We start from the raw sequence: 24706 nt of genomic DNA, 5'->3' as shown, positions 1-24706 counted from the left end.
TTGCAATTATACTTGGCTAGCCTTCTTTAGATTTACTTTATAAATAGTCTCTTACCAAAGGAACCGTAAAAATCAGGTGTCGCCCCAGAGTCACTCAGCATGGTGGTAGTACAAAAACAGCAGTTAATCTTTAGTTAATAGTCATCGGTTTTTTGTCCGAATTTCAGAGTTGATATTTAATTTTTCTGTCACCATAAGCACTAGGGCAAAAGCATTTAAATTACTCTTGATCACAACTAAGCTTAAGAACCAACGAAAAAATCAGCATTTCTCGTTTGGTTTAGTTTCCCAAACTCAAAGCGATCGCTAAAGCTATGTCAATAAGATGCTACTAATGCGACTATTATAAAACTTATTGACAATAAAATCCTTTTGTTGACATAATGCGTTTGCCCTGACATAAGGACGGAAGAGTCTTATTCTCTTTTTTCGATTGGGCTATATCCATAGCCACAGTACAAGTACTAACTATAAATTTATACACTACAGCGCTTCCGGCTATTACGGAATATAGTTTTTCTCCTTTCCCCTCTCCTAGTGCATACCTTTCAGCTTTGAGGATGTACCTTATAGCTGCCGGAAGTGCTGTAAGCTAAAGAGTAAAGACAGATGTGCCAGTCGGTTTCTAACTTGATTCTCTAGTTTCCAACTTTATTCTCTAGTTTCCAACTTTATTCTCTTTTTACAAAACCTACAGCTGATAAGATGCCGTTAAAGCCACTGCCAAAGCATCCGCAGCATCATCCGGCTTAGGAATTTCATCTAAATCCAATTCCCGCGCCACCGCTTCTTGCACTTCTGACTTATCAGCATTGCCATAGCCTGTTAAAGCTTGTTTAATTTGAGCCGGAGTAAACTCTACATAAGGAAGACGACGCTGGCCCAACACTAAAATGACTATACCCCGCGCCTGTGCAACCAGAATAGTACTTGACATCCGATAGAAGAATAGTTTCTCGATCGCCACTAAATCTGGTTGAAATTCCTCGATCAGGGTGTGTAAATCATCAAACAAGGTACATAAGCGCTGTCCCATTTCTACATCTGCTGACGTTTTAATTACTCCAAAATCCAGCATATTTACTGTAGTCTCTTGCACCTTTTTGAGATTTTGTGTGCAGCTAATCGCCCCAAATCCTAAAATTGCCAGTCCTGGATCTAATCCTAAAATTCGTTTTTCCATTAAATTCACTTTTACCAAGCCAGGGTATTGTTTAACTAGAAATCCTGGCAATGTTCACGACTTGCTCTTAGTCTAATAGGATTGATAAATATAATAGTTTCACGCCTGGTCTTTTAAACCAAGCGGTGTAGATTTTCTGTTAATTATTGTTTGTAGCACTGCTCCAAATTAGGTATGTCAATTGGTTTTCTCAGACAAGCCCTCAACGCCCTGCAAAAGCAGTCGCGCTCTCGTACTTCTTATCGGGTTAACCAGTGGTTCAAATGGTTATCCCCTGGACTATCGGTAAAACGTTGGTTGTTAATTAGTGTTGGGGGTGTATTGCTGGCGAGTTTGGGGTTAGCTATTTGGATTAAGCTGACCCCAATTTTTTGGATGATTGAGTTAGTTAGAGGTTTCTTGGGAGTCATCACCAACCTCTTACCGAACTATATCAGTGGGCCTTTGGTGCTGCTTGGCGGCTTGCTGTTATTGCTTTGGGGGCAAACTCGCACCGTAGGTTCAATTACTAAGGTACTAAGAGCAGAAGGCGGAGAGGAACTTATTGATGTCTTGCTGGCCCATCGTCGATTGTACCGAGGCCCAAAAATAGTGGTAATTGGTGGCGGTACGGGACTTTCTACGTTGTTGAGGGGACTGAAAACCTACAGCGCTAATATTACTGCGATTGTCACTGTCGCCGATGATGGTGGATCTTCTGGGCGTTTGCGTCAAGAATTTGGAGTGCTACCACCAGGAGATATTCGCAATTGTTTGGCTGCACTAGCAGATGAAGAAAAGTTATTAACAGAATTGTTTCAATACCGTTTTCGGGCTGGGGATGGGTTAACTGGCCACAGTTTTGGCAATTTGTTTTTAACGGCAATGAGTGATATTACTGGAGATTTAGAACAAGCAGTTGCAGCCAGTTCTAAAGTTCTAGCTGTGCGAGGACAAGTACTACCAGCAACTCTCAGTGATGTTCGCCTTTGGGCAGAATTAGCCGATGGTCGTCGTATTGAGGGGGAGTCTAGTATTCCCAAAGCTGGCGGTAAAATTGTCAAGATTGGCTGCATTCCGGCTAATCCTCCGGCTGTGCCAGCAGCTATTAAGGCAATTAAAGAAGCTGATTACATTATTATTGGCCCAGGTAGCCTTTATACAAGCCTAATACCTAATTTATTAGTACCAGAAATTGCCGATGCGATCGCTCACACAGACGCCCCCCGTATTTATATCTGCAATATCATGACTCAACCAGGAGAAACTGAAGGCTACACTGTTGCCGATCACATCAGAGCAATTGATGCTGCTTGTGGACAAAGACGACTATTCGATGCTGTGTTAATACACAAAAAATCCCCTTCGGAGCAATCACTTATCCGCTACGCCCAACAAAACTCCCATCCTGTTTTCCTCGATAGAGAAGCCGTAACTCAATTAGGACGACGGATTGTTCTAGCTAATGTTTTGTATGAAGATGAAACAGGTTTTGTACGTCACAATCCGCAGAAACTAGCACAAGTGTTATTGCGGTGGTACGGTAGAAGTCAGTCGCTTCTCCTACGAAGACGCTATGCGAGCGGGGAATTGAAAATTAAGTGAAGGTGAAAATTTGTCATTTGTCATTTGTTTAGACTAATCAGTAATGCCCAATACCTCAATCATGAAAATTTTTCTTGCAGATACAGAAGCGACGCTGCGCTTAGGTATTACTCTTGGCGAATCCCTGACACCGGGGAGTGTAATTTTACTAGAAGGTGATTTAGGCGCTGGTAAAACTACTTTAGTTCAAGGCATTGGTAAAGGTTTAGGAATTGCTGAACCCATTGTCAGTCCCACTTTCACGCTGATTAATGAGTACACGGAAGGGCGCTTTCCTCTTTACCATCTGGATTTATATCGCTTAGAACCGCAAGAAGTTGCAACCCTAAATTTAGAAAGTTACTGGGAAGGTGTTGAAGTGATACCAGGAATTGTGGCAGTTGAATGGGCGGAACGATTGCCCTACAAGCCAGATAGTTATCTGAGCGTGAGTTTGACTTATGGACATGAAGGCACTCGTCAAGTCGAACTTACACCATTTAATTGTGCCATTAGCCAAGTCATTGCCGCGCTTTAAGCTCATCTCCTGATTAAAGTACGAGGGATTTCAGTTTTTTGATCGCAACAGTCAAAAATTCCTACAAATAATCGAGAGAGAACTTTACACTCGTTCTATCTGCCACTACCACGTTCACCACTGTCAGTTACTAACATTGTTATCTCAACCAAAACAAAAATATTTAATCAGCTTTTCTTGAATAGAAAACTGGTAGTCAGCAAAGCTGACGCCTGTCCCTATAAATTTAGGAAAGTTCGCAACACACTGGCTTTCTTTAAAAGGGAGACTATTTTTCCTTCACTCCCTTAAATCTAGGCGGGGTTATATTATCCGAATAGTATTAAACCTAAAGTCATTCTTAACTAAACGGGATATACGAATTAAACAAGTGTAAATAAACTGTTGTTGGGGTCAATGAGAGTTTTGAGAGAACTTACTCAGCTTCGATTGAACCCGATTAGTTCCCTACTGTGGTTTAAAGATGGAATCTAGATTATTTAGCAGCGAATGCTAGTAGAAAAAGTTAAACAATTATAAATTTATGTATAATTTTAACTTTTCTCACACTTAGTATTCCCAAGTTCAGTTCACAATCTATACAAAAAAATAAAGTATTTTATAAATTTACAAAATTAGTTTTAATAATTTTAATTAGCAATAAATTATTATATTCACATCTGTAATTAGCACCGAGATCAATAAAATATTTAACTAAAATATCTCGTATTTATACATATTTTATCTATAGAAATCCGGTTTGATTACTGAAATCACTTGCGTAGGTAGGCAATAGGCAAGAGAATTTCAGAAGATTAATTTTTTTAAATTCAAATATGAGTCCTATAGAAATACAAGATGTATTAAGTAAATTGGTACGGAAAAATCAAACTATGTAAAGATACAGGGTTTTATCTGCGTCGTTAACTATTTGTTACAGCTATTAATTCACAGTTCAGCAAAAATGCTTAATCTACGGCTTGTTATCGTAGATTAAGCATTTTGCAATGGGTGGAGTCTTTTTCCGAACAAGTGCAGCCTATTAGCTAGTCGAAGTTGCTTTCGTTACAAATCTTCATCAAAATTCTATTCCGATATATCGGAATATATCGCGATATATCGTATATTAGAGAAAGTTGATTTGAGATTTACTTATGTTTAGACATTTTCGGTCACGTTTTGGCGCACCTGCATGGGCAGGAGTTAGCGAAGAGGATTCATTGCTTATCAGGTCTTGGTTTGGACATGGCAACCATCATGACAAGCATCATGGTAGACATCATGACAAACGCTTTGATAATGAAATGTTTGGTCGTGGTTGGGGAGATGAATACCGGACTCGTCGGGGTGACATCAAGTTCATTCTGCTGGAATTGTTATCCGAGCATCCTAGTCATGGTTACGACCTGATTAAAGAGATGGAAACTCGCTATGGTGGTTTCCGTCGCCTCAGTCCTGGGTCAGTTTATCCAACACTCCAATTGCTGGAAGAAGGTGGTTATCTCAAGAGCGCACAGGAAGGAGGCAAGCGGATTTATACGATTACGGATGAAGGTAAACAATTATTGGCAGAACGTACCCAACAAGAACCTTCAGATACTCCTTGGGATACCTTCAAAAGTTTTGTTACAGGTAAGCCCCAAGAGTTTATTGAGTTGCGGAATGCCGCCACAGAGTTAGCTGCTGCGGTGGTGCAGGTTGCTCGTAGTGGCAATATGGAGCGGATAAATCGGGTGCGCGAGCTTTTAGAGCAAGTTAAACGGGAAATTTACGCGATTCTGGCTGAAAAATAAGTACAGGCTCGTAGTAAGGGCTTAGTCACTTATTTTTTAAGCACCAAACTGCTTACTACAAACCCTCTAGTACTTTGCTTACGCTGTCGATCGCATTAGTGTTCTAGCGTTCGCTGTCTAGCATTTGCATCTGATGTTCATCATAACGAGTGCCTGCGATCGCAGATGCGGGAATTGCTGCTTCAATACGGGTTAAGTCTTCCGGGGATAAATTTACATCCAGAGCCGCCAATGATTCGGAAAGTTGGGTGCGCTTGCGTGCGCCGATGACCGGCACAATATTTCTGCCTTTTGCAAGTACCCAGGCAATAGCCAGTTGCGAAGGAAGAACTCCTTTCTCGGCGGCAATTTGCTTTAGTTCTTCGATCAGACGTTGATTCTGCGCAAGGTTTTCTTTACTGAAGCGTGGTAAGTAGGCACGGAAGTCTCCTTGTGTGGCTGGAATGGAGCCACTCAACAGTCCTCGTGACAGCACACCATAGGCAGTCACGCCAATACCAAGTTCTTCCAGTACAGGAAAAATCTCGCTCTCAGGACTACGGCTAATCAGGGAGTACTCAATTTGTAGGTCACTGATGGGGTGGATGGCATGGGCGCGGCGGATACTGTCCGCTCCCACCTCCGATAGCCCGATATGTCGGACGTAGCCAGCCGTGACTAGCTCGGCGATCGCGCCGATGGTGTCTTCAATGGGAACTTGCGGGTCTAATCGAGCTGGGCGGTAGATATCAATGTGGTCTACTCCCAATCGGGTAAGGCTATAAGCGACAAAGTTTTTCACCGCAGCGGGACGGGTATCTATACCAATCCATCCGCCATCAGGAGTACGTAAAGCGCCGAATTTTACCGAAATCAGGGCTTTATCTCGACGATCCTTGATTGCCCGACCAATTAGCATCTCATTGTGTCCGTTGCCATAGAAATCGCCAGTATCCAATAATGTGATCCCGCGATCGAGAGCTGCTTGGATAGTTGCAATGCTTTCGTTTTCGTCTGCTGCACCGTACATACCAGACATACCCATACATCCGAGAGCTAGGGGAAAAATAGTTAGACCATTAGAACCAAGTTGGCGAGGTTGAATTTTATTTTGGGTAGTCATATAGCGGTTCTTAGTTGTTTTACTGCTAGCTTAGGTTGAAAATTCTTCGCATCTTTGCGTAACTATACGCTGGCTGTGGGGCGCACGATAATCTCATTCACATCAACATCATCTGGTTGTTCGATTGCAAAGGCGATCGCTCTGGCGATCGCTTCAGCCGGAAGCGCAATCTTGCGGAATTCCTGCATACCTTTGACAGCTTCGGCGTCAGTAATGCTATCCGCCAGTTCTGACTCCGTTACGCCCGGCGAAATAACCGTAACGCGAATGTCAGTATTTTCCTGACGCAGCCCTTCCGAAATTGCCAACACCGCAAACTTAGTGGCTGAGTAAACGGCGCAGGTTGGCCAGACAGCGTGTCCGCCGATGGAGGACAAGTTGACGAACTGGCCAAATCCTTGGCGTTTCATCAGCGGTAGCCCAGCGGCAATGCCATTGAGTACGCCACGGATGTTCACGTCAATCATCCAGTCCCATTCATCAACTTTCAGCGCTTCTAGCTTCGAGAGGGGCATAACGCCTGCATTGTTAACGATGACATCAATGCGGCCAAATTTGCTCTGAGCAAATTCTACAAAGGCTTGGAAGTCGGCGCGATGAGTAACATCAAGAGTCTGATACTCCGCCGAGCCTCCCTCAGAGCGGATTGCAGCCACGAGGGTTTCTAGCCGCTCCGTGCGTCGTGCGCCCAGGATGACGTGGATGCCCTTACGAGCGAGTAGACGTGCTGTCGCCTCACCGATACCGCTACTTGCGCCCGTAATCAGTACTACTTTCTGTTGGTTGGTAGTCATAAAATCGTATCTCCAAGTTGTTGTATTCTCTAGCACACTCTTAATCTAAAAGAGTCAAAGCTTGATGCGGTAATCTGAACCTGCGAAATTCTTGCCTAATCCTGCATTTTTCTTGATTGTTTATCATAAAAAGATAAGCTGACCTACAGCGACTAAATAAATTGCGGCTGCCCTGAATGTTAGTTTCAGAAAGGATTTCAAACGACATTATGGAACAGACTGTTAGAAAGCAGCAGTCCGAGCTAGCTGCTCTGATTGCACAAAACACTAATGGAGATGGTGTCCATCCCACAGCGATCGAGCGGTTATTCCTGATCCGTTCCTTACAACCTACTGCGCCTCTCCATGCCTTGCATGAGCCTGCCCTGTGCATTGTCGCTCAGGGCAAGAAACAGGTAATGTTGGCAGACAATCTGTATGTTTATGGTCAAGACCAATATTTGGTGGTGTCCATCGATCTGCCTGTTGTCGGTCAAGTGATTGAAGCAACGCCAAGCGTTCCGTATCTGTGTCTTCGGCTCGATTTAGATATGGGAGAACTCAGCACACTAATGATGGAGGCAAAACTAGAGGCTCTAGCGAACGAACCACCGGAACCGGGCTTGTCTATTAATCCTGTTAGTCCACAACTGCTTGATGCCGCAATCCGACTTGTACGGTTGTTGGAAACGCCTCAAGATATTGCCATCCTTGCACCTTTGATTGTTCGAGAAATTCTCTACCGTTTGTTATCAGGCGAACACAGTGCTAGATTGCGACAGATTGCTTTAGTCGATAAACAACTCCAAGCAATTAGCAGAGCGATCAACTGGCTCAAATGGAACTACGAAAAACCATTTCGGATCGATACGATCGCTCGTGAAGCGCGCATGAGTCCCTCGTCTCTTCATCATCACTTCAAGTCAGTCACCAGCATGAGTCCTTTGCAATATCAAAAACAACTTAGGCTTCAACAAGCCCGTCGTCTGATGCTGGGGCAAGGTATGGATGCGGCGACAGCTAGTCATTATGTAGGTTATGAAAGCCCCTCACAGTTCAGCCGTGAATATAGTCGCTTGTTCGGCGCACCACCGTTGCGTGATATGGCTCGGTTAAAAAGTGGAGTTTTTGGGGATGGGGGATGAGGAGTAGGGGAGCGGAGGGGCAGGGGAGCAGGGGAGCAGGGGAGCAGGGGAGCAGGGGAGAAGTTGCAGTAAGTCTTTTCCCCTCTGCCCCTCTGCCCCTCTGCCCCTCCGCTTCTTTGCCCCTCTGCCCCTCCGCTTCTTTGCCCCTCTGCCCCTCTGCCCCTCCGCTTCTTTGCCCCTCTGCCCCTCCGCTTCTTTGCCCCATGTCCTCAAAAATTAGAAGCGATCGCACTTGAATCTTGCTCGATGAGCGAGTTTAGCAATGTCCACAACTGCAAATCAGTAAAGTCTGGAATTGCCATAAATGCACCCACTGACTGCAAAATTTGCGGATCGTGGGTGGAGGCAATGCCAATGGTGCGGATATCTGCGCCCACCGCTGAACGAATACCAGAGGGAGAGTCTTCTAAAGCGATCGCTTCTTCTGCTGTAATCCCCAATTTATTCAGGGCAACTTGGTAGGGCGTAGGATCGGGTTTACCTGCAATACAATCATCCGCTAAAACAATTGTATGAAAAGCTTCTTTTATCTCCAAAACTTCTAGCATAAATTCTGCATTTAATCTAGGTGCATTAGTTACTAATGCACGTTTTAATTGGTGTGTTTCTGTCCATGCTAGTAGTTCAGAAAATCCACTTAGCGGTTTGAGATGGGGGGCGAGTTCGCGGAACAGCGCCTCTTTTTCGTCTGCAAATTTTTGCCCTTCTGCTGCTGATAATTGTGGCAGAATGTCTTTAACAATTTCTGGATTTAGCCTTCCACTAATTCGGGATTTATAAAATGTTTCGTCTATTTCTATGCTGTAATTTAACAGCATTTCCCGCCAAGTTCGGTAGTGTATAGGGTCAGTGTTGACAATAGTGCCGTCTAGGTCAAAGAGAATTGCAGCCAGCATGATTTTTCGGTAGAATGTAAATAATTGTTAACTTAATTTAAATAGTTTACATTGTTTTTTGTCTTTAGTAATTGTTCCTTTGTTAATACGGGGATTGGGGACTGGAGAAGAAAATTTCAAGAGTCAGAAATTAATCTACTAAATTCTAAAATCTATACTGGATAGGGCATATAAGGGCAGACAGGTAAAACCTCTCGAAAAACTGCCGTATAATTGATAACCTTCTATGTAAGCAAATGGTAGCCGCCACAAACTTTTTTCGCGTTGATGATTTATTAGTGCAGATTTACAACTCTGAAGCCGAAATGGCTGAGGATGTTGCCGAAATCGTGCAAAAGTATTTACAGCAAGTTCTTAATCTTCAGGATACAGCTGCTGTATTGTTAGCTACAGGTAACTCCCAACTCAAATTTCTTGATGCTTTGATTGCATTGGGTGGTGTAGATTGGTCACGGATTATTCTGTTCCATCTAGATGAATATTTGGGAATTACTACTGACCATTCTGCCAGTTTTCGGCGTTATATGCGAGAACGTGTAGAGAAACGGGTTAAACCTAAGCAATTTCACTATATAGAAGGTGATACATTACAACCAGTAGCAGAGTGCGATCGCTACACCAAATTATTGCAAGCACAGCCGATTGACTTATGCTGTCTTGGTGTTGGCGAAAATGGACATTTAGCTTTTAACGATCCATCTGTAGCAAATTTTCAAGATCCTTACAGCGTAAAACTAGTAAAACTGGATACTGTAAACCGTCAGCAACAAGTAAATACAGGTCACTTTCCGAATTTAGAAACTGTCCCCCAGTATGCTTTTACTGTCACCATTCCAGCAATTTGTTCGGCTAAAAAAATTATCTGTCTTGCTCCAGAAAAACGTAAAGCGAATGTGGTAAAAGAGATGCTGCAAAGTTATATCGGTACAGACTGTCCGGCTTCTATTCTCCGTCAACAACCCCAAGCGACATTGTTTTTAGATATTAATTCTGCTAGCTTACTAGAATTAACTTAAACTTATTCACACGTCAATTTTTCAAGCTAATTATTATAGCGCTCAATGGAATTGCATGAGGTGGTTTCAGCATACAGTAACGCTATAACTATCAAGGGAAATTTTATATCCAAATTTGCAAATTCAGATACAGTTTTTTCTAAAAATTTTGATGTTTATAGAAGTTATAAACATCTCAAAGTAATGAAATAAAAGTTTCTAAATACGCCAGTCATCAAAATTTAGTTTTATATTCAGCGACTGGCGAATCTAGCAAGCTTTAAGAGAAGGGTATAAATAATTTAGTAGATACCCTCAAGCATCCTAAAAACTTCAAAAGGACTAAATTTCAGCACCTGATTTTGCTTCAGCACCCATTGGCGAAACATAATCACGGAAAAGAGTAATTTGCTGTTCAAACTCTAATCCTTGAATTTTACCAAACAAGGCTTTAGCTTCGGAAGGAAGTTGATAATCACCAGGTACAGGAATGATAGTACCATTATCCATCCCTTGAGATAATCGATACCAAAACAGGAGTTTTGTAGTATCACCCAAAGAGCCATACTCACGAGAAATTTGGGTATCCACTTTATTAATCAAATCACGCTGAACTTGTAATTGTTCTTCGTGAGACAATTCCTTAACTTGGTTAAATAAACCTTCAGCTATTTCTGGAGAAACAGTACTGGCTCCAGGAGCAGCAGGAGTAATTGAACCCCCCATTTCTTTGTAGATAAACCAAAACAAAGCAAGTTGTTGATCTACATTTAACTGTTGCCAAGCTTGAACGTGTTCGCGAATAGTGGGATCGTTAGTTTGTGTGTATGTCATGATTAACTTCAATTGCAATTATTTATTCTTAAATAATGTTATCAAATGTACATTTTGACTTTTACCCTACTGAAGACAGATGTCTGAAAATCATAAAGAAGATCGTTCAAAGGCAAAATAATGCTTGGCAAGTGCCAAATGAAAGAGTTAGCAATTAGAAGTCTGTTGCCAAATTGAAAGATTGTTAGAAGGTATTTCCCTAGATAGATGTTAGCTTGATTGTAATAGTGGATAAAAAAGCACCACTTGTTAATCTTTAAAAGGGCTAAGTTTAGAACTTACGCATTGACAGAAGTAAGCAACTGCGAAGTAAATCTCGTTATAATGCAGAGCCTTGTAACGCTCTTGTGGGTGGGTTACTGCCTTCAGTCAAATTAGGAGGCAGCAGGCTTTAATAAGCTATTTCCATGTTTTGTATGAGAACGAGATAAACAAGAGAACAATGGAAAATCGATTTTTTCTACTTGTATGTACACTGTAGCTTTTTAAAGGGAAGGAACCAAAGTTATGCCTTGTCTCTTTGAGGTTCTTTTTTGTGATTTATGCAAGAGGTTTACTTTATTCTCTACACAACGTTGCGCGAACGCAGGAGTAGCGAGTTTCGGAACATTATTAGTAATTACAAATGACGAATCGTCAATCTCTATTTTTGTAGGTTGCGATCGCTTTTCAGAATTAAGTTTTTAATTATCTTCTTAACTGTCTTAACTGTCATTGCATTTTTATGAAGATAGTGAAAAAATACAAATGTAACATTTAGTAGCACAGAAAGAACTTACCGTTAAAATTAATTTACTTGATTACTTAATTAAATCTGAAGAACCCTAAAGAGACAAAACGTAGCTTTGGCTACTTGTTTCTAGGCAAATAAGAGATTAAGGGGAGCGATTACGATGAACGTCATCAGAAAGCGTCTGTAATAATTTTTTCTCAAGCACGTTTTTTCAATGATTTATATTCAAACTCAGCAACACCTAGTTGTTTTTTAAAGTAAGCACGGTAGAGTTCACAACGCGGTAGGATACGATCGCCTTCATAAGCGATCAAACCCAAGCTTTCGAGCTTATGAGCGTCAATGGGATTGAGAGAAATGCTTTGATTTGCGGCTACAACTTCAACATACGCCTTTACTAAACTAGGATTTTCTTGTAAAATTGCCCAGTGTCGCCATAAATGATAGCGATAGATACCGCCGTTAGCGATCGCATCTTTTATCAGTTCTTCTAAGGTCATTCCTTGACAGCATAGATAATATAGAGCAATCCGAATCAGTGCTGGATGTCCCCCCACGAGAGACATCAGTTGGTTAACTTCGTTATTAGAAATCCAATCTAAGCCATGTCGTTGGGCTAAGTATTTTACTTGGTGTTCAGTAAATTCTGGCAGATGGATCGGTAGTCCAATATTAAATGGAGAACGGTTGATATCCAGCGAGACATATACTTCTGTGGAGTAAACTACCACTAATCTTAGTTTCTGCAAGTTGGGATCTTGCCGTGCTTCTTCATACCAAGAGCGCAACAAACCAAAGAACTCTGGAGCAATTTCTGGATATTCAAAAAAGCGGTCAACCTCATTTAATACTAAAACTACTGGACTTTTGCACTGCTTGAGCAAATAAGATTGCAAATATAAACTGCAACTCAACTTACAACCTATTTCCTCATCCCAGTTGTCATCTAGCTGAGGGTCAATATCTAATTCTGTTGCAATTTGCCAGCAAAGAGAACGCAAAAGCTTATTTAAGTCTGTCAGACAGCTTGAATCGATTTGGTTGCAATTCACGTTCACCGAGCGATAACTTTGCATCTTGGCAAAGGCTAACAACCGCAGTACAAGAGAACTTTTTCCCATTTCTCTTGGTGCTCGAATCCGAATCACACAGCCTGGTTGAATTACTTCTCGATAAACAAGTTCTTCGATGGGGGGACAATCGACATAGAAGGGGGAATCTACAGGTACGGGACCATCTGGGTATGACCAAAGATTCTCGAGTTGGTTATGGTGTTGAGTCGCAAGAAAATCTAAGGGTAAAGACGTAAGTAACTTTCTTTCTTCTGTGTCTAAAATTATTGATAAAGGTTGAAAACCTTCAGTATAATACTGCTCACCCAGGATTCCATAGTCTTCGCTGCACAATTCTAGGTTAAAGGCGCTAAAGCACAATTTCAAGGTTTTTTGATCTACGCCTGTATTCAACGACCATAATCGGTTCAGAGTTTTGGTAGATACTTTCATGCGATCGCCTAAATCTTCTAGAGTGAAGCGTTCTCCATTGTTTTCTACCTTTTCCATAGCCAGAATCGCCCCTTGTAAACGCTTTAGCCCAGCGATCGTTAAGATAAGTCCCCGCTTTCGCGTACTCTTAGATTGCTTCATATCATTAATTATCTATCTACTTTTTTTCTGACCGTTTTAGCTATCTCCTCATTGTTTCACGTTTTTAAGCAGTTATTGAACAGTTACTTACCCGTTCTTGAAGTGTTTATTAATTAGTAAAAAAATATACACTTCTGTTTGAAGAAAATTAGATGAGTAGGTATAAATAAACGTCACTACATCAATTGCCATTTTTGCTATTTCTATGGAAAGGTGCTGACATTTCTGTACCAAGCATCCTTTACCATTTGCAAATAACAAATGACAAGCCTTAATAGTTCACTTTATTTGTACCGGTTTATTAAGTGTTTATAAAAATTACACCGTAGGAGAGGAATGGAAGTAAGGTATTTTGAATGCAACACGCAGTAGGGGCGCATAGCTAACTATGTGCCCCTACTAAAGACCTATATTTTAGGCAACTGAGAAACGCTACAATCTTTCATTAAGAAGAGTAAGCGCGTTACCCAAGAAGTATTTGAAGACTTTGTTGATTTAATACCAACGTCTCTATGGGTTAATTAATTTATTGGCGAAAAGTTATTACTACTTGCTGCCAATAGGATATTTTGACGCATTTAGCGTGCAACTTTGTCTGTGATATTTCTGCCTGCCTTTGCCGCACTATCCCCTACATCACTAGCAGTTTCTTGAGCGCCCTCTACATACCCAGATCCAAATTCTTTGAAGGCTTCTCCTGACTGTTGTCCAATCTTCTGAAGTCGTTCGCCAGGAGAAGCTTCTGTTTCACGAGCATCTTTAAACCACTGCCCTACTGTTTTCGGTCTTTGAGCATCATTCTGCTCTACCTTTTCACGAACTCTCTGTTTTAAGTCTGGGTTATTTTGCCCATCACTAACATTCGTTGTCAGCATTAGAAAACCAACTAGGACAACAGCCAAAAAACCTTTTACCTGAAGTCCTTTAAGCAGGGAATTGATGTGACTAATCGTCCTAGAAATCAAATTTATCATGCCAATTAACTTATTTTTTGGGGTACTAGTAAAGACTAACTATAAAAAGGCAATTCTCCTTCTAGCAAAAGGCATATCTTAGTTATAAAAAAGAAAGGCTTCTTCAACCCTGGGGAAGAGAGAACTTATTTACGCTCTTTTGTGGATCTGAAAAAATACAATATTTGTAGATTGGCTTGAACAAAGTGAAACCTAACAAAAGCAAGGATCTTTGGTGTTAGGTTACTCTGCGGAAAGCCTCTTTGCGTCTACGTTCCTCAACTAAAGCTACACCTGTATTTATCAAAACTAGTCACAACAAGGGTTTGTGATCTTTATCTGTCAAGATTGCTAGTCTGTTATTTGGCCTACTCACCTAACTCTGTCCTTAACAGTTATTCGATGTTAGATAATTTTGTCTCAAAGTCTACCCCTGGCTCTTTCTCAACTGTTGTTAGCCCATTACGGAAAAGTATTATGCTCAAAAAACTACAACAACTCAAAGCAATTATGGCTTATAAAAACTCAGAAAATTTAGGTGATATTGCCATTCTTAAATCTGAGCTTTTTGGTACTAAAGTTTCTCCAAAAGTCGCTTCCAAACTACAACCAGTAGTGGGATATTATCCTGCAATTGATTTGAACCTATTAAGCCAATATCCTCAAGGCACTTTTGGACGAGAATATGCCAATTATATGGAAACAAATCAATTAAAACCATTAAACATCAGCCCTGAACTAGTAGACGTTGCCAAACGTAATCTATTTGCTCTGCGATATTTAGTTACCCATGATATTTTTCATGTCTTGCTTGATTTTGACACCACTTATGCAGGAGAAATTGGTGTACTTGCTTTTGCTGCTACACAAAACTACAGTAAATCACTCCAAATCGGTCTGTGCTTGGCTAGCTTGCTCTATCCAATTTTAGCTCCTCAACAAATCAAAGCGATTTTCGTCAACCTGGAGAAAGGGCGAGAACTAGGCAAGAAAGCTGATTTTCTGTTGGGCTACCGCTTTGAAGACCATTAGGAAGAACCAATTGACCATCTGAGAAAAAAGTTGAGATTACCATAAATTTCCACAATTCATCCGAAAAAAGGATTTACTTGCTTAATAACAGCTTTTTTAAAAGCTTTGCTCTTTTTTTATAAAAAATGCTTGATATTGCTTAGGCTGGCAAATGTAGCACTAAATACATTTTTAATGCTAGATTTGGTTTTTAATACAGATATAAGCAAAAAAAACATATACCTTTAGCGGTAAAAATTATCTACCTTAAGACATAAATACTTAATGGGTAATTCCTGAAGAGCTACTAATAACAATTAATATTCACAGACTTTTAGGTTAGAGACATTGTTTATCTGACTAAGTGGATTTATATGATAGTCCTTAGATATTTGAAGGGCTTGCAGATGACAAACTAATCCACATTTTTCCTCAACACGATAACTGCTTCAGGTGGAAAGCCAAAGGATGAAATACTGGATAACGAAATTAGTAATCTGTGTAGTATTACTGTCTAACTTGTTTCTATCAAATGATTATGCAGAAGCAACCCAACTTTCAAATACTTCTAATATTAATGTACAGCAATTAAATACACTGCCAGTAGTTGAAAACGTAGCAAGTGCTGACAATAATCTTGCTGAGATTAAAAAGGAAGATTTTTGCCGATTTAATGGGATTGTTAATCGGGTAGATAAACTAGAGGGACTCTTCACACTGTATTGCAGCGAGGATTCAGGAAAAGTTTTCTTAGAACTTAAGCCAGAGCAGCTAAATAAAGATTACCTAGCTATAGTGACATTGGAATCAGGCGTTGGGGAAAGTGGAATTTATAGTGGATTACCTCTCTCTGATTTTATCTTTTACTTCCAACGAGTAAATAATAGATTGCATTTTGTTGTGCGGAATGTAAAATTCCGTACAGATAGTATACCAGAACAGCGATCGCTTGCTCGTTCATTTAGTGATTCAGTTCTTTATTCACTCCAAATAGCCACTATTGATCCAAACAGTAAAAATATTCTGCTCGACCTGAATGAACTGTTAATGCAGGATTTTTCTGGATTAACTCCTCTATTAAAATACTCTTTACAGGCTGATTACCGCTTAGATGCACGCAAGTCATATTTTGGTGATGTTAACAGCTTCCCAGAAAATGTAGAGATTGATTCGATTTATGGTTTTTCATCACTAGAAGGCTCAAATTTAATCACTGTACCCGATAGTAGGGCACTCACTCTGAAGGTACACTATAGTTTTTCTCAGATGAGAGAAAACAATGGTTATATTCCCAGACTTGCCAATGACAGAGTTGGATATTTTACTACTGATTTCCAAGATTTTTCTCACAATAATGCTCACGAATCATTTGTACGTTACATTAATCGCTGGCATCTAGAACCATCCAATCCTGACGCTCCCTTATCTCCACCCAAAAAACCAATTGTATATTGGATTGAAAATGCTGTACCACTAGAATACCGCGATGCAATTCGTGAAGGCGTTTTGATGTGGAATAAAGCATTTGAAAAAGCCGGATTTCAAAATGCCATTGAAGTGCAGCAAATGCCAGATGATGCTAATTGGAAACCAGCAGATGTACATTACAACACTATTCGCTGGTTCAATTCTTTAGATGCAGGTTTTGCCAAAGGGCCGATGCGCGTTAACCCATTTACTGGGGAAATATTGGATGCAGATATCATTGTGGATGCCAATATGCTGCGCTTAGTTCAGCAAGAATACCACGCACTGCGCACAAATCCATGCCAAGAAAAGGCAGAAGGACGTGAAGACGAGGGGAAATTCCTGGATAAATTTGCCTCCTCTTCCTCTGAGTCCTGCTATGGTGTGGAATCTTCAAATCAAGCGGCTATGGGAGCGCTGGCGTTGTCAATGTTGCCAAACACTACATCTAGTAGTGAAACGATGAAGGATTATGTGCATCAATATTTGCGTTCTCTCATCGCTCACGAAGTTGGGCACACTCTAGGTTTACGCCACAATTTTCATGGCAGCACCATGTTAGCGCCTCAAGAATTAAATAATACCGAAATCACCCACACGAAAGGTTTAGTGGGTTCGGTGATGGACTATGTACCTGTGAACATAGCACCACAGGGAGTACAGCAAGGTGACTATTTTCCAAGAGTTATTGGGCCTTATGATGAATGGGCAATTGAGTATGGTTATAAAAGATTTCTATCAACAGCGCTTGAGGTAACTATTCCAGAATCAGAAAAAAGTTTTTTAGACCAGATTGCACTAGCGTCGCCTCAACCAGAATTATCTTACGCAACCGATGAAGATATCTGGGACATCAATCCTTTGGCAAACGTCTGGGATATGAGTAGTGATGTGCTACTTTATTCGCAGTGGCAAATGGATAATGCTCGTTTTATGTGGCAGCGTCTTAATAACGGTTATCTATCGAAAGGAGAAAGCTATAGTAACCTGCGCCTTAAATTTAATAGAGTACTTAAATATTATTTTCGGAACGCCACTTTGCTTTCTAAATACATTGGTGGACAATCGTTTCGGCGTCTCAATACCAGTAATGATGCTGCTTGGGCATTTGTCCCAGTTTCACTTTTAAAACAACGCCAAGCGTTGACAAAGTTGCAAGAGTATGTTTTTGCCGAAGATGCTTTTAGCTTTTCACCACAATTGCTCAATCAACTAGCACCCTCGCGTTGGGGACACTGGGGTAGTTCTGCACCTAATAACCGCCTTGATTATCCAATTCATGATCGCATTTTGAGTTTTCAAAGTACGATATTGCGATCGCTATTAGACAGCGATCGCCTAAATCGGTTACAAGATATAGAATTAAAAACTCTGCCTGGAGAAGCCCTTTCCATGCCAGAACTGTTCGACACCCTGCAAACAGGCATCTGGACAGAAGTTTTCACCCCCGGAGAACCAAAGCCAATTTCTAGCATCCGGCGTTCATTGCAACGGGAGCATCTGAATATTTTGTTACAGATGATGTTGGGTACTACTAATACACCTGAAGATGGTCGGACATTGGCTTGGTATGAATTGCGCCAACTGCAAAAAGCCATTGATGCCAGACTCAAACAACTAGGTGAAAGCCTTGATATTTACACCTTAGCTCACCTAGAAGCTTCTGGCGATCGCATCACTAAAGCATTAAACGCACAATTACTTTCTAAATAGTCATTTGTCATTTTTCATTAGTTATTCTCCCCTGCTCCCCTGCTCCCCTGCCTCTCGGTCACTGAGCGTAGCCGAAGTGCTGCCCCTCTGCTCTCCACTTCCCCAAGATACCGCTGCAATAAACCAATGAAAACTTCTGGTATTTCCAAATGAGGTAATATTCCGGCATCTGCGATCGCATAAAAATCTCGAATTGCTCTTGGATTTAGATTTGCCAAGCGTTGTCCTAATTTGATGTTGGTAAATTGTGCCTTTTCTCCCCAAAAAATGACGGTGGGAACTGTCAATTGTTGAATATATAAACTCAGATCAAAGTAAAGATCGCCTCGCAAAAATGCCAAAGCAGCAAACTTGGCATTAGGTTGTTGTGCCGAGGTTAAATAAGCCTCCACCATTTCTTGCGATACTCGTTGTGACTTAGCAAAGAGAAAACTTTGTAAAAAATTTCGGACTGCGATTTCATTTTCAGCACCAAGCATGTAAATAAAATTGTCCAACAGAGGCGCATTGATTACCGAAAGCGGAAGTCTGCGTCCAGCACCCTGCCCAAAATCATCAAATCCAGAAGGGGAAACCAAAAACAGTGCTTTGAATAAATTGGGTTGAACAATAGCTAGACGAATAGCAAAAGCAGCTGTGAGAGATGAGGCTACCACTGTCACCGGCTGACGACAAGTTTGGATGATAAATTCTGCGATCGTGCTGAGATAATCCCTAATTTTATAATCCCGCACTGGATGGGTCGATTCTCCCCAGCCGATTAAATCGGGGGCTAAAATGTGGTAATTAGAGGCAAAAGCTGGGTAAACTTTAGACCATTCATAAGCAGACGCTCCCCCACCAAAGTTATGGAGAAATAGTAATGTGGGTAAATCTTCAGTGTCAGCAATTGTCCAAGGTGCATTCGTTTGGGTATAGTAAACCATTGCTCCTAAGGATGTATGGATAACTTTATGTCCAAAGCCAGGAGGTTGAAACTGAAGCATAAAATTACAAAGTTTAGTTTATTTGAATTTACATACAGTCAAACTAATTAATGATTCAAAATACATCTGTCTGAATAGTTAAAGAATCAGGAGAAGATTTGATGAATCAATATACAGCAGAATTCAGAAGTCAGAATGGTCTAAACCTTAGCTATCCGCTAACAGGAGTCAGAATTGGCTACGCCTCATTCATAATTTACCCTTGCTTTTTCTCGGCATCTCCTGTAATTTGAACAAGTTGATGAAGGTTATCACCAGTAATATGATATGCTCTGCCAAAACCAACTACAAAACGACCTTCACCTGGAGTTAGCCGGAAAATCCGAAAGTCAGACAAGCCGCGCAAAACCTCGATAATTTCACCAAACCGCCCTTGAAATTGTTCAACAATTTGATTCCACTTATCAGTTTCACGCTCTATCAACGTTGCCGTACAATCAAAACTCAAACGACGACGGGCAAAAATTAGATTACTTTTAGCTTCATCCTCGATAAACAAGACACTAACATGAGGATTGGCATAAATATTTTTGGTATGAATCGAAAGACCACTAACATAAATATAGATATTTTTAGAATCATCCATTACAAAGGGAGCATAACTAGCATTGGGTATTGCCTGTGCGCTCACGGTGCTAATAATTACACTCTCAAATGCTTCGGGGAACTTTTCGTACTCAGCTTGAATATTTTCAAGTTGACTCATAAGTAAATTACCGCTTGATTAGGAACACCTAATTAAGTATCTTAACGTGATTGAGCGATGTGTATGAGGAGCTACAGCTACGCATGGAATGCCCAAAAAATAAAAGCGATCGCTCCCTTTATTAACTCAAGAGCGATCGCTAATTTTTGAATTACAGAATACAGCTTAAGCAGCAACAGGTTCCAACAATTTAATGTCAGAAAAGATAAATTCCTGAGTAGAAAATTCTCCTGCTGTTTCGGTGCGAATCTCCCGACGATTTAGGATGAAATAGTCACCAACTTTTTCATACTCATCAATAAATTCGCTTCTACCGCCCTTCTGTTCCCCAGTTTTAGGGTCATGGTACACAGAGTCATAGCGGTGAGACAGGTAGCCTTCGCCAGTGTCGTGACTGCTGAAGGTATCGATGGTAACATAAGTACCGTGGATTAGACGGTGAACATGACATACTTCATTATTGCGGACTTTGTATTTATCGCCTTCAGCCTTACCACCCATTAAAAGCTCAACCGCACCAGTTTCGTCAGTTTTACCATAGGTAAAGGTATTGGCGCTGTGGGTGTCTTCAAAGCTGCGGCGGACGCGGTGAATTGCTATCTCCCAGGCTTGACCATGAATTGCTTTCTGGGCTGACTCATCATCTACATCCAAAACTTCGGCTTTGAGATTGGCAGTGATGATAACTTTGCCTGTAAACACTTTATCATCATGCTTATAGGTAATATTTGCGGTATAACCAGGGAAATTCTTGTCCCAAGTATAGCGGTTTTCATAAGCAGCCCGGAAAAGTTCCTGAGCAGAGAGTTGTGTAACTGTCATGTGCTTCTCCTAGTCGCTACTGTAATTAGCGTTTTAGTTTCCTTGGTATTAGCATAGAAGTAATTGTTGAGGCTTGGATAGTCCCCAACTGGGTACACTTATGGCTAATTCTCTACACGCTGTATTTCATGCGATCGCTAATGTCCAAAATGAGCAAGAGTTAAGACTCGCTCTCACGGATAAAATTAGCGAGCATTTTGGCGTGCAAAATTGGGGTATTTATCTCCTTGATGAGCAGCCAACCACTGAGATTAATGTTCCAGGCATTCCAGCAGTATGCTTAGAGAGCAATCCAGTGGGGCGCTATGTGGTTGAGCGTCATGCTCCCGCCCATGAACAGTTATTATTATCGCCAGGAGACTGGAAGCATTTTTGTTCGCGTTCCGATCACGAACACGTGATGACTGGGCCAATTGTTTGCGATGGTCGTCTTGTCGGAACCCTTAACTTGACACGTGACAAGGGAAATCCTGCCTTTAATGGTAACGATTTAGCTGACTTGAGCGCTTTATGTATTCATCTGTCAGCAAAAATGGCAACCTTACGGACAAAACCCAAAATATCCAATTCCCTTTTAGTTAGTCCTTTAACAGCGCGTGAGTTAGAAATTGCCGAGTTAGTAGCGCAGGGGTTAACGAATGCGGAAATTGGAGAAAAACTTTGGATTACGCAAAATTCCGTCAAACAAGCTTTAAAGAGGATGTTTCGGAAGTTGAAGGTTTCGGCGCGTGCAGAAATGGTGGCAAAGCTACAAGATATACAAGTTTATTGAAGGGAGCAGGGGTAGGGCGCAGAGGGGCAGAGGGGCAGGGGTGCAGAGGGGCAGGAAGGAGGGTTTTTGTGCTTTCTGCGTAGATTTGGGAATTATAACTATTAGCCGGACATGATATGAAAACTTGAATTCTGGGTATAAAACCCAGTTTTCAAAGAAGAATTCTATTGAGTAGAGTGTAGCGAGATACAATTATTCTTACTTTAATCTCATGCTTTTAAAGGTGGGTTACTCCTGCCTTCTGGCTGACCTGGATTTCTCACAGATGCTCAAAGCCTTTGCTTGAGCAGGGGAGCAGGGGAGAGATTCGTAGAAGTTCTTTCCCCTCTGCCCCTCTGCCCCTCTGCTCCTCTGCCCCTCTGCCCCTCTGCCCCTCTGCCCCTCTGCCCCTCTGCCCCTTCCCTCAAGCTTGGAAGAAATGCGTGCTGGTTGTTGAGCGTAGTCGAAACACTGCTTCTTACCCTCTGTTATAAAGACTCTAACTGATGGTAATCTAAGATTGTAGAACCAAATCCAATAAAAACTTTTGTTTTTGACAGTTTTCTTTTTTGGACAATAGTAATATAAGTCGTGAATAAAGTCTTTGACAATTAAGACTTGGTTATGATTTAAGTAAGTTCTAAAGAACTTAGTTAGTTTTTTAACAGGAGAAGTAGGGTGCTTAACAACCTTCATCAGTTATTATCTCCCCGAAAGTGGGGAATTCCCCTCGCGGGCTTAGGCTTACTTCTCGGTTTGGGCTTTTTAGCCAAGCAGACTCAAGTAATATCATTTACAGATTCTCGATTATCATCGGCTCAGATTCAGAAAACCTCCGAGAACTCTCTTTTGTCGCAGCTGAGAAAAGTTCGAGAGCAGAGAAGTCAACTTAATGCGGCTTCTGGAGGCGATAAAACAGTACCTACAATCACAGCACTGGTTCCAGGCGATCAGGGAACTACAAAAAGTGCAAGAGTTTTACCAAAAGCAAGTTTTCCTGTAAAAGATGGGATTTACCTCTATGGCCAATCCCCAAAACCAAACCAGCTTGGTCAAGGTTATATCATCTTTCAAAAGCAGCAGAATAAGGTAACGGGTGCTTTGTATATGCCCCAATCAGAGTTTAATTGTTTTCAGGGTACAATCAACCCATCAGGAGAGTTGGCGATGACGGTTAATAGTTCGTCAAATGAAGCCAGTTCTGCACAATCGAATCAGGTAGCTACAAGCAATAGACTGCCCAAGGTTGGTGAGGATGAGTCAAATTCTTATGCTTACTCCCTGGCTCTGCAAGACTTTTATCGGTTAAATTTGATCGCAGCGAGCGATCGCCGCACGTTACAAATGTGCAATTAATCTCCAATATCTTGATTATGTCCTTTTGGACTAGACACACTCAAGCAGCCCTGAGTGTGTTATTAAGCAATCCTCAGTACTTTTCTAGGGCTTTTCCGCTACCCGTTAAAATCGCTGACCTGTAGTAACTTCAAATCTAAGTTCTCCTCGGTCGCTAATTCCTAAATCACCTCGAATTAGCCCAAAGGATGACTTGACGCGCAATCCTAAGCCGTAACCAAACCCACTTCCAGGTTTATCTCGTAGCACTCCTGGTTCTCCTAGTACGGTTTCGCTAGACCCGAAATCTGAGGCGAAGTCAGTAAAAAGAACTCCTCCAATTGAGTAAGAAATTGGGAAACGATATTCCACAGAAGCTAAACCATAACTCCGACCACTAGCAACTTTTCCATAACCGTAACCCCTAACAGAATCTAGTCCACCAATATTAAAAGCATCAGCTGGTGGAAAGTCTCCAATAGTCGTACCAATTTGGAAATTAATCGCCAACATTTCTGGATTGTCAGTTGGTCTACCATTACCGATCCAACTGACTGGTAAATACTGAATATAATCTCCCTGTAGGCGGTTGCTAGAAATATTACCCAGTCCAATCGGAATTGCTTGTTCTGTGCTGAGAGTGAGAATCGATCCTTGAGTCGGATTTTCTCGGCGATCGCGTTGATCTCTGGATACAGAAAATAATACTGTATATAAGTCATCAATGCCAGTACCACTGACAGATAAAGGACTCCCTAATCTATCCACCTGTGCGACATTATATTCGCGATCGCGTAGGCTAATTCTGGTATAGTTCAAACTTATAGCTGCATCCCACTGATCAAAAGATCGTAAAACTCCTACAGAACCGCCAAACCGTCCCTCGCGTACTTTGTCACCGTTAGACAATCTGATATCTTCATTGAAGGTTCCCGATATATTACGATTACGAAAAGCTCTGATGCTGTAGCCTAAGCGGTTTGGTTCTTGAGGACGATAACGACTAGTAAACTGACCATTAAATTGGACATCTTTACCGCTGATTTGCACAGTTGTATCTAATTTATCGTTAAGACCGCTGATATTTTCATCTTTATAACCTAACCGACCGAATAATCCAACATCTTCGTTACTACCGCCTCCTAAGATTAGAGAAGGGAAGTCACGCTCTTTAATTTCATAGATGAGATCAACGCTGTTGGCATCTTCTTGGCGATAAACATTGACTTCATTAAATGACTCTAATCTCCGCAATCGTTGCAAGTCTGCTTCTAGTAAATCTTCACGGAATACCTCACCAGGTTTGAGTTTCAGCAGACCAATGATAAACTCTTTTTGGGTACGTCCTTTGATCGGCTGACCTTTGTCGTCGAGCAATTGATCTTTGTTATTAACAAAACGAATCTGGATGTCTTTGACAATTCTCTGAGAAAACTCGGTAGACTGGTTATCTACAGGAGTTAATCCGATATAGTCACCATATTTTGCATACTCTCCCTCTATCTGTAATGTAGGTTTTGTTGTCACAATACTACTAGTGCCATCTTCAGTAGAAGTTTGTGAGCCTGCAACGGCCTCTAGATTTTCTCCAGCTATTAAGATGACTGCGATCGCAACTAAAGCTATTTGAATACGCATTTCGATTTATTCTTAGTTTGTAGGAAATAACGAGAAAAATGTCTGAAACTACTGATACACATAGCTTACAGCTATTTTAGTTAAAATAGCCTAAAATGCTTGCTGCATAAGGTTTCAAGGATTTCTGATCTTATTTCCTGATAT

Annotated in this window: 21 protein-coding genes; 9 read left to right on the top strand and 12 right to left on the bottom strand. The window is 41.2% G+C overall.

Features of this window, described 5'->3' with window-relative positions:
* Positions 1-691: 691 nt before the first annotated feature.
* Positions 692-1183: a crossover junction endodeoxyribonuclease RuvC gene (gene ruvC, locus RMY27_RS29430; RefSeq protein ID WP_322668374.1), complete on the bottom strand. Its 492-nt coding sequence runs from the start codon at positions 1181-1183 to the stop codon at positions 692-694.
* 174 nt (positions 1184-1357) lie between these two features.
* Between ruvC and RMY27_RS29425 the strand changes: the two genes are divergently transcribed.
* From RMY27_RS29425 to RMY27_RS29415, 3 genes are all read left to right on the top strand, one after another.
* Complete coding sequence (locus RMY27_RS29425) at positions 1358-2767, top strand: gluconeogenesis factor YvcK family protein (protein ID WP_322668373.1); 1410 nt, start codon at positions 1358-1360, stop codon at positions 2765-2767.
* 61 nt (positions 2768-2828) lie between these two features.
* Positions 2829-3284, top strand: a complete 456-nt coding sequence (gene tsaE / locus RMY27_RS29420; RefSeq protein ID WP_322668376.1) for a tRNA (adenosine(37)-N6)-threonylcarbamoyltransferase complex ATPase subunit type 1 TsaE — start codon at positions 2829-2831, stop codon at positions 3282-3284.
* A gap of 1133 nt (positions 3285-4417) precedes the next feature.
* A complete protein-coding gene (locus RMY27_RS29415; RefSeq protein ID WP_322668372.1) occupies positions 4418-5056 on the top strand; it encodes a PadR family transcriptional regulator in 639 nt (212 codons plus the stop codon).
* A 103-nt stretch (positions 5057-5159) separates the two neighbouring features.
* Here RMY27_RS29415 and RMY27_RS29410 read toward each other — a convergent pair whose 3' ends face one another.
* Complete coding sequence (locus RMY27_RS29410) at positions 5160-6158, bottom strand: aldo/keto reductase (RefSeq protein WP_322668371.1); 999 nt, start codon at positions 6156-6158, stop codon at positions 5160-5162.
* 62 nt (positions 6159-6220) lie between these two features.
* Positions 6221-6952: an SDR family oxidoreductase gene (locus RMY27_RS29405; protein WP_322668370.1), complete on the bottom strand. Its 732-nt coding sequence runs from the start codon at positions 6950-6952 to the stop codon at positions 6221-6223.
* A gap of 209 nt (positions 6953-7161) precedes the next feature.
* Between RMY27_RS29405 and RMY27_RS29400 the strand changes: the two genes are divergently transcribed.
* Complete coding sequence (locus tag RMY27_RS29400) at positions 7162-8076, top strand: AraC family transcriptional regulator (protein ID WP_322668369.1); 915 nt, start codon at positions 7162-7164, stop codon at positions 8074-8076.
* 209 nt (positions 8077-8285) lie between these two features.
* On the opposite strand, the gene RMY27_RS29395 is transcribed toward RMY27_RS29400, so the two are convergent.
* Positions 8286-8972, bottom strand: a complete 687-nt coding sequence (locus tag RMY27_RS29395) for an HAD-IA family hydrolase (RefSeq protein ID WP_322668368.1) — start codon at positions 8970-8972, stop codon at positions 8286-8288.
* Between the two features lie 236 nt (positions 8973-9208).
* Between RMY27_RS29395 and RMY27_RS29390 the strand changes: the two genes are divergently transcribed.
* Positions 9209-9988 (top strand): glucosamine-6-phosphate deaminase, encoded by a 780-nt coding sequence (locus tag RMY27_RS29390; protein WP_322668367.1) that lies wholly within the window; start codon positions 9209-9211, stop codon positions 9986-9988.
* Positions 9989-10309: 321 nt separating this feature from the next.
* On the opposite strand, the gene RMY27_RS29385 is transcribed toward RMY27_RS29390, so the two are convergent.
* From RMY27_RS29385 to RMY27_RS29375, 3 genes are all read right to left on the bottom strand, one after another.
* Positions 10310-10801, bottom strand: coding sequence for an orange carotenoid protein N-terminal domain-containing protein (locus RMY27_RS29385; RefSeq protein WP_322668366.1), 492 nt, complete (start codon positions 10799-10801; stop codon positions 10310-10312).
* Between the two features lie 930 nt (positions 10802-11731).
* On the bottom strand, positions 11732-13180 hold the full coding sequence (locus RMY27_RS29380; protein ID WP_322668365.1) for an AAA-like domain-containing protein: 1449 nt from the start codon (positions 13178-13180) through the stop codon (positions 11732-11734).
* Positions 13181-13758: 578 nt separating this feature from the next.
* On the bottom strand, positions 13759-14154 hold the full coding sequence (locus tag RMY27_RS29375; RefSeq protein ID WP_322668364.1) for a hypothetical protein: 396 nt from the start codon (positions 14152-14154) through the stop codon (positions 13759-13761).
* A 456-nt stretch (positions 14155-14610) separates the two neighbouring features.
* Between RMY27_RS29375 and RMY27_RS29370 the strand changes: the two genes are divergently transcribed.
* Together RMY27_RS29370 and RMY27_RS29365 are read left to right on the top strand one after the other, a co-directional pair.
* Positions 14611-15165 carry a Coq4 family protein gene (locus tag RMY27_RS29370; protein WP_322668363.1) on the top strand — a complete coding sequence of 185 codons (555 nt, stop codon included), beginning with the start codon at positions 14611-14613 and terminating at the stop codon, positions 15163-15165.
* Positions 15166-15612: 447 nt separating this feature from the next.
* Positions 15613-18324: a zinc-dependent metalloprotease gene (locus tag RMY27_RS29365; protein ID WP_322668362.1), complete on the top strand. Its 2712-nt coding sequence runs from the start codon at positions 15613-15615 to the stop codon at positions 18322-18324.
* Between the two features lie 17 nt (positions 18325-18341).
* On the opposite strand, the gene RMY27_RS29360 is transcribed toward RMY27_RS29365, so the two are convergent.
* The 3 genes from RMY27_RS29360 to RMY27_RS29350 all read right to left on the bottom strand — a co-directional run bounded on the left by RMY27_RS29360 (position 18342) and on the right by RMY27_RS29350 (position 20838).
* Entirely contained in the window at positions 18342-19310 is a 969-nt protein-coding gene (locus tag RMY27_RS29360; protein ID WP_322668361.1) for an alpha/beta hydrolase, read from the bottom strand.
* 196 nt (positions 19311-19506) lie between these two features.
* Entirely contained in the window at positions 19507-20016 is a 510-nt protein-coding gene (locus RMY27_RS29355; RefSeq protein ID WP_322668360.1) for a HugZ family protein, read from the bottom strand.
* Between the two features lie 165 nt (positions 20017-20181).
* Positions 20182-20838, bottom strand: coding sequence for a DUF3386 domain-containing protein (locus RMY27_RS29350; protein ID WP_194040812.1), 657 nt, complete (start codon positions 20836-20838; stop codon positions 20182-20184).
* A gap of 100 nt (positions 20839-20938) precedes the next feature.
* On the opposite strand from RMY27_RS29350, the gene RMY27_RS29345 reads away from it, so the two are divergent.
* Complete coding sequence (locus tag RMY27_RS29345) at positions 20939-21610, top strand: LuxR C-terminal-related transcriptional regulator (protein ID WP_322668359.1); 672 nt, start codon at positions 20939-20941, stop codon at positions 21608-21610.
* A 228-nt stretch (positions 21611-21838) separates the two neighbouring features.
* On the opposite strand, the gene RMY27_RS29340 is transcribed toward RMY27_RS29345, so the two are convergent.
* Positions 21839-22285: a hypothetical protein gene (locus tag RMY27_RS29340; protein ID WP_322668358.1), complete on the bottom strand. Its 447-nt coding sequence runs from the start codon at positions 22283-22285 to the stop codon at positions 21839-21841.
* Here RMY27_RS29340 and RMY27_RS29335 point away from each other — a divergent pair.
* The gene (locus RMY27_RS29335; protein ID WP_322668357.1) at positions 22268-22945 is read left to right on the top strand and encodes a hypothetical protein; all 678 of its coding nucleotides are present in this window, start codon (positions 22268-22270) and stop codon (positions 22943-22945) included. The two genes, RMY27_RS29340 and RMY27_RS29335, sit on opposite strands and share 18 nt — an antisense overlap.
* 105 nt (positions 22946-23050) lie before the next feature.
* On the opposite strand, the gene RMY27_RS29330 is transcribed toward RMY27_RS29335, so the two are convergent.
* Positions 23051-24562: a BamA/TamA family outer membrane protein gene (locus tag RMY27_RS29330; protein ID WP_322668356.1), complete on the bottom strand. Its 1512-nt coding sequence runs from the start codon at positions 24560-24562 to the stop codon at positions 23051-23053.
* Between the last annotated feature and the right edge of the window lie 144 nt (positions 24563-24706).

This window comes from Nostoc sp. DedQUE09 (assembly GCF_034530915.1).
Classification (GTDB): Bacteria; Cyanobacteriota; Cyanobacteriia; order Cyanobacteriales; family Nostocaceae; genus Nostoc.
The sequence above is the reverse complement of the archived record's forward strand: the minus strand, read 5'-3'. Positions and strand labels throughout refer to the sequence as shown.

Excerpts from the sequence above, each read along its gene's own strand:
- ruvC (WP_322668374.1), bottom strand. The coding sequence starts at position 1,183 with ATGGAAAAACGAATTTTAGGATTAGATCCAGGACTGGCAATTTTAGGA.
- RMY27_RS29425 (WP_322668373.1), top strand. The coding sequence starts at position 1,358 with ATGTCAATTGGTTTTCTCAGACAAGCCCTCAACGCCCTGCAAAAGCAG.
- tsaE (WP_322668376.1), top strand. The coding sequence starts at position 2,829 with ATGAAAATTTTTCTTGCAGATACAGAAGCGACGCTGCGCTTAGGTATT.
- RMY27_RS29415 (WP_322668372.1), top strand. The coding sequence starts at position 4,418 with ATGTTTAGACATTTTCGGTCACGTTTTGGCGCACCTGCATGGGCAGGA.
- RMY27_RS29410 (WP_322668371.1), bottom strand. The coding sequence starts at position 6,158 with ATGACTACCCAAAATAAAATTCAACCTCGCCAACTTGGTTCTAATGGT.
- RMY27_RS29405 (WP_322668370.1), bottom strand. The coding sequence starts at position 6,952 with ATGACTACCAACCAACAGAAAGTAGTACTGATTACGGGCGCAAGTAGC.
- RMY27_RS29400 (WP_322668369.1), top strand. The coding sequence starts at position 7,162 with ATGGAACAGACTGTTAGAAAGCAGCAGTCCGAGCTAGCTGCTCTGATT.
- RMY27_RS29395 (WP_322668368.1), bottom strand. The coding sequence starts at position 8,972 with ATGCTGGCTGCAATTCTCTTTGACCTAGACGGCACTATTGTCAACACT.
- RMY27_RS29390 (WP_322668367.1), top strand. The coding sequence starts at position 9,209 with ATGGTAGCCGCCACAAACTTTTTTCGCGTTGATGATTTATTAGTGCAG.
- RMY27_RS29385 (WP_322668366.1), bottom strand. The coding sequence starts at position 10,801 with ATGACATACACACAAACTAACGATCCCACTATTCGCGAACACGTTCAA.
- RMY27_RS29380 (WP_322668365.1), bottom strand. The coding sequence starts at position 13,180 with ATGAAGCAATCTAAGAGTACGCGAAAGCGGGGACTTATCTTAACGATC.
- RMY27_RS29375 (WP_322668364.1), bottom strand. The coding sequence starts at position 14,154 with ATGATAAATTTGATTTCTAGGACGATTAGTCACATCAATTCCCTGCTT.
- RMY27_RS29370 (WP_322668363.1), top strand. The coding sequence starts at position 14,611 with ATGCTCAAAAAACTACAACAACTCAAAGCAATTATGGCTTATAAAAAC.
- RMY27_RS29365 (WP_322668362.1), top strand. The coding sequence starts at position 15,613 with ATGAAATACTGGATAACGAAATTAGTAATCTGTGTAGTATTACTGTCT.
- RMY27_RS29360 (WP_322668361.1), bottom strand. The coding sequence starts at position 19,310 with ATGCTTCAGTTTCAACCTCCTGGCTTTGGACATAAAGTTATCCATACA.
- RMY27_RS29355 (WP_322668360.1), bottom strand. The coding sequence starts at position 20,016 with ATGAGTCAACTTGAAAATATTCAAGCTGAGTACGAAAAGTTCCCCGAA.
- RMY27_RS29350 (WP_194040812.1), bottom strand. The coding sequence starts at position 20,838 with ATGACAGTTACACAACTCTCTGCTCAGGAACTTTTCCGGGCTGCTTAT.
- RMY27_RS29345 (WP_322668359.1), top strand. The coding sequence starts at position 20,939 with ATGGCTAATTCTCTACACGCTGTATTTCATGCGATCGCTAATGTCCAA.
- RMY27_RS29340 (WP_322668358.1), bottom strand. The coding sequence starts at position 22,285 with ATGAAGGTTGTTAAGCACCCTACTTCTCCTGTTAAAAAACTAACTAAG.
- RMY27_RS29330 (WP_322668356.1), bottom strand. The coding sequence starts at position 24,562 with ATGCGTATTCAAATAGCTTTAGTTGCGATCGCAGTCATCTTAATAGCT.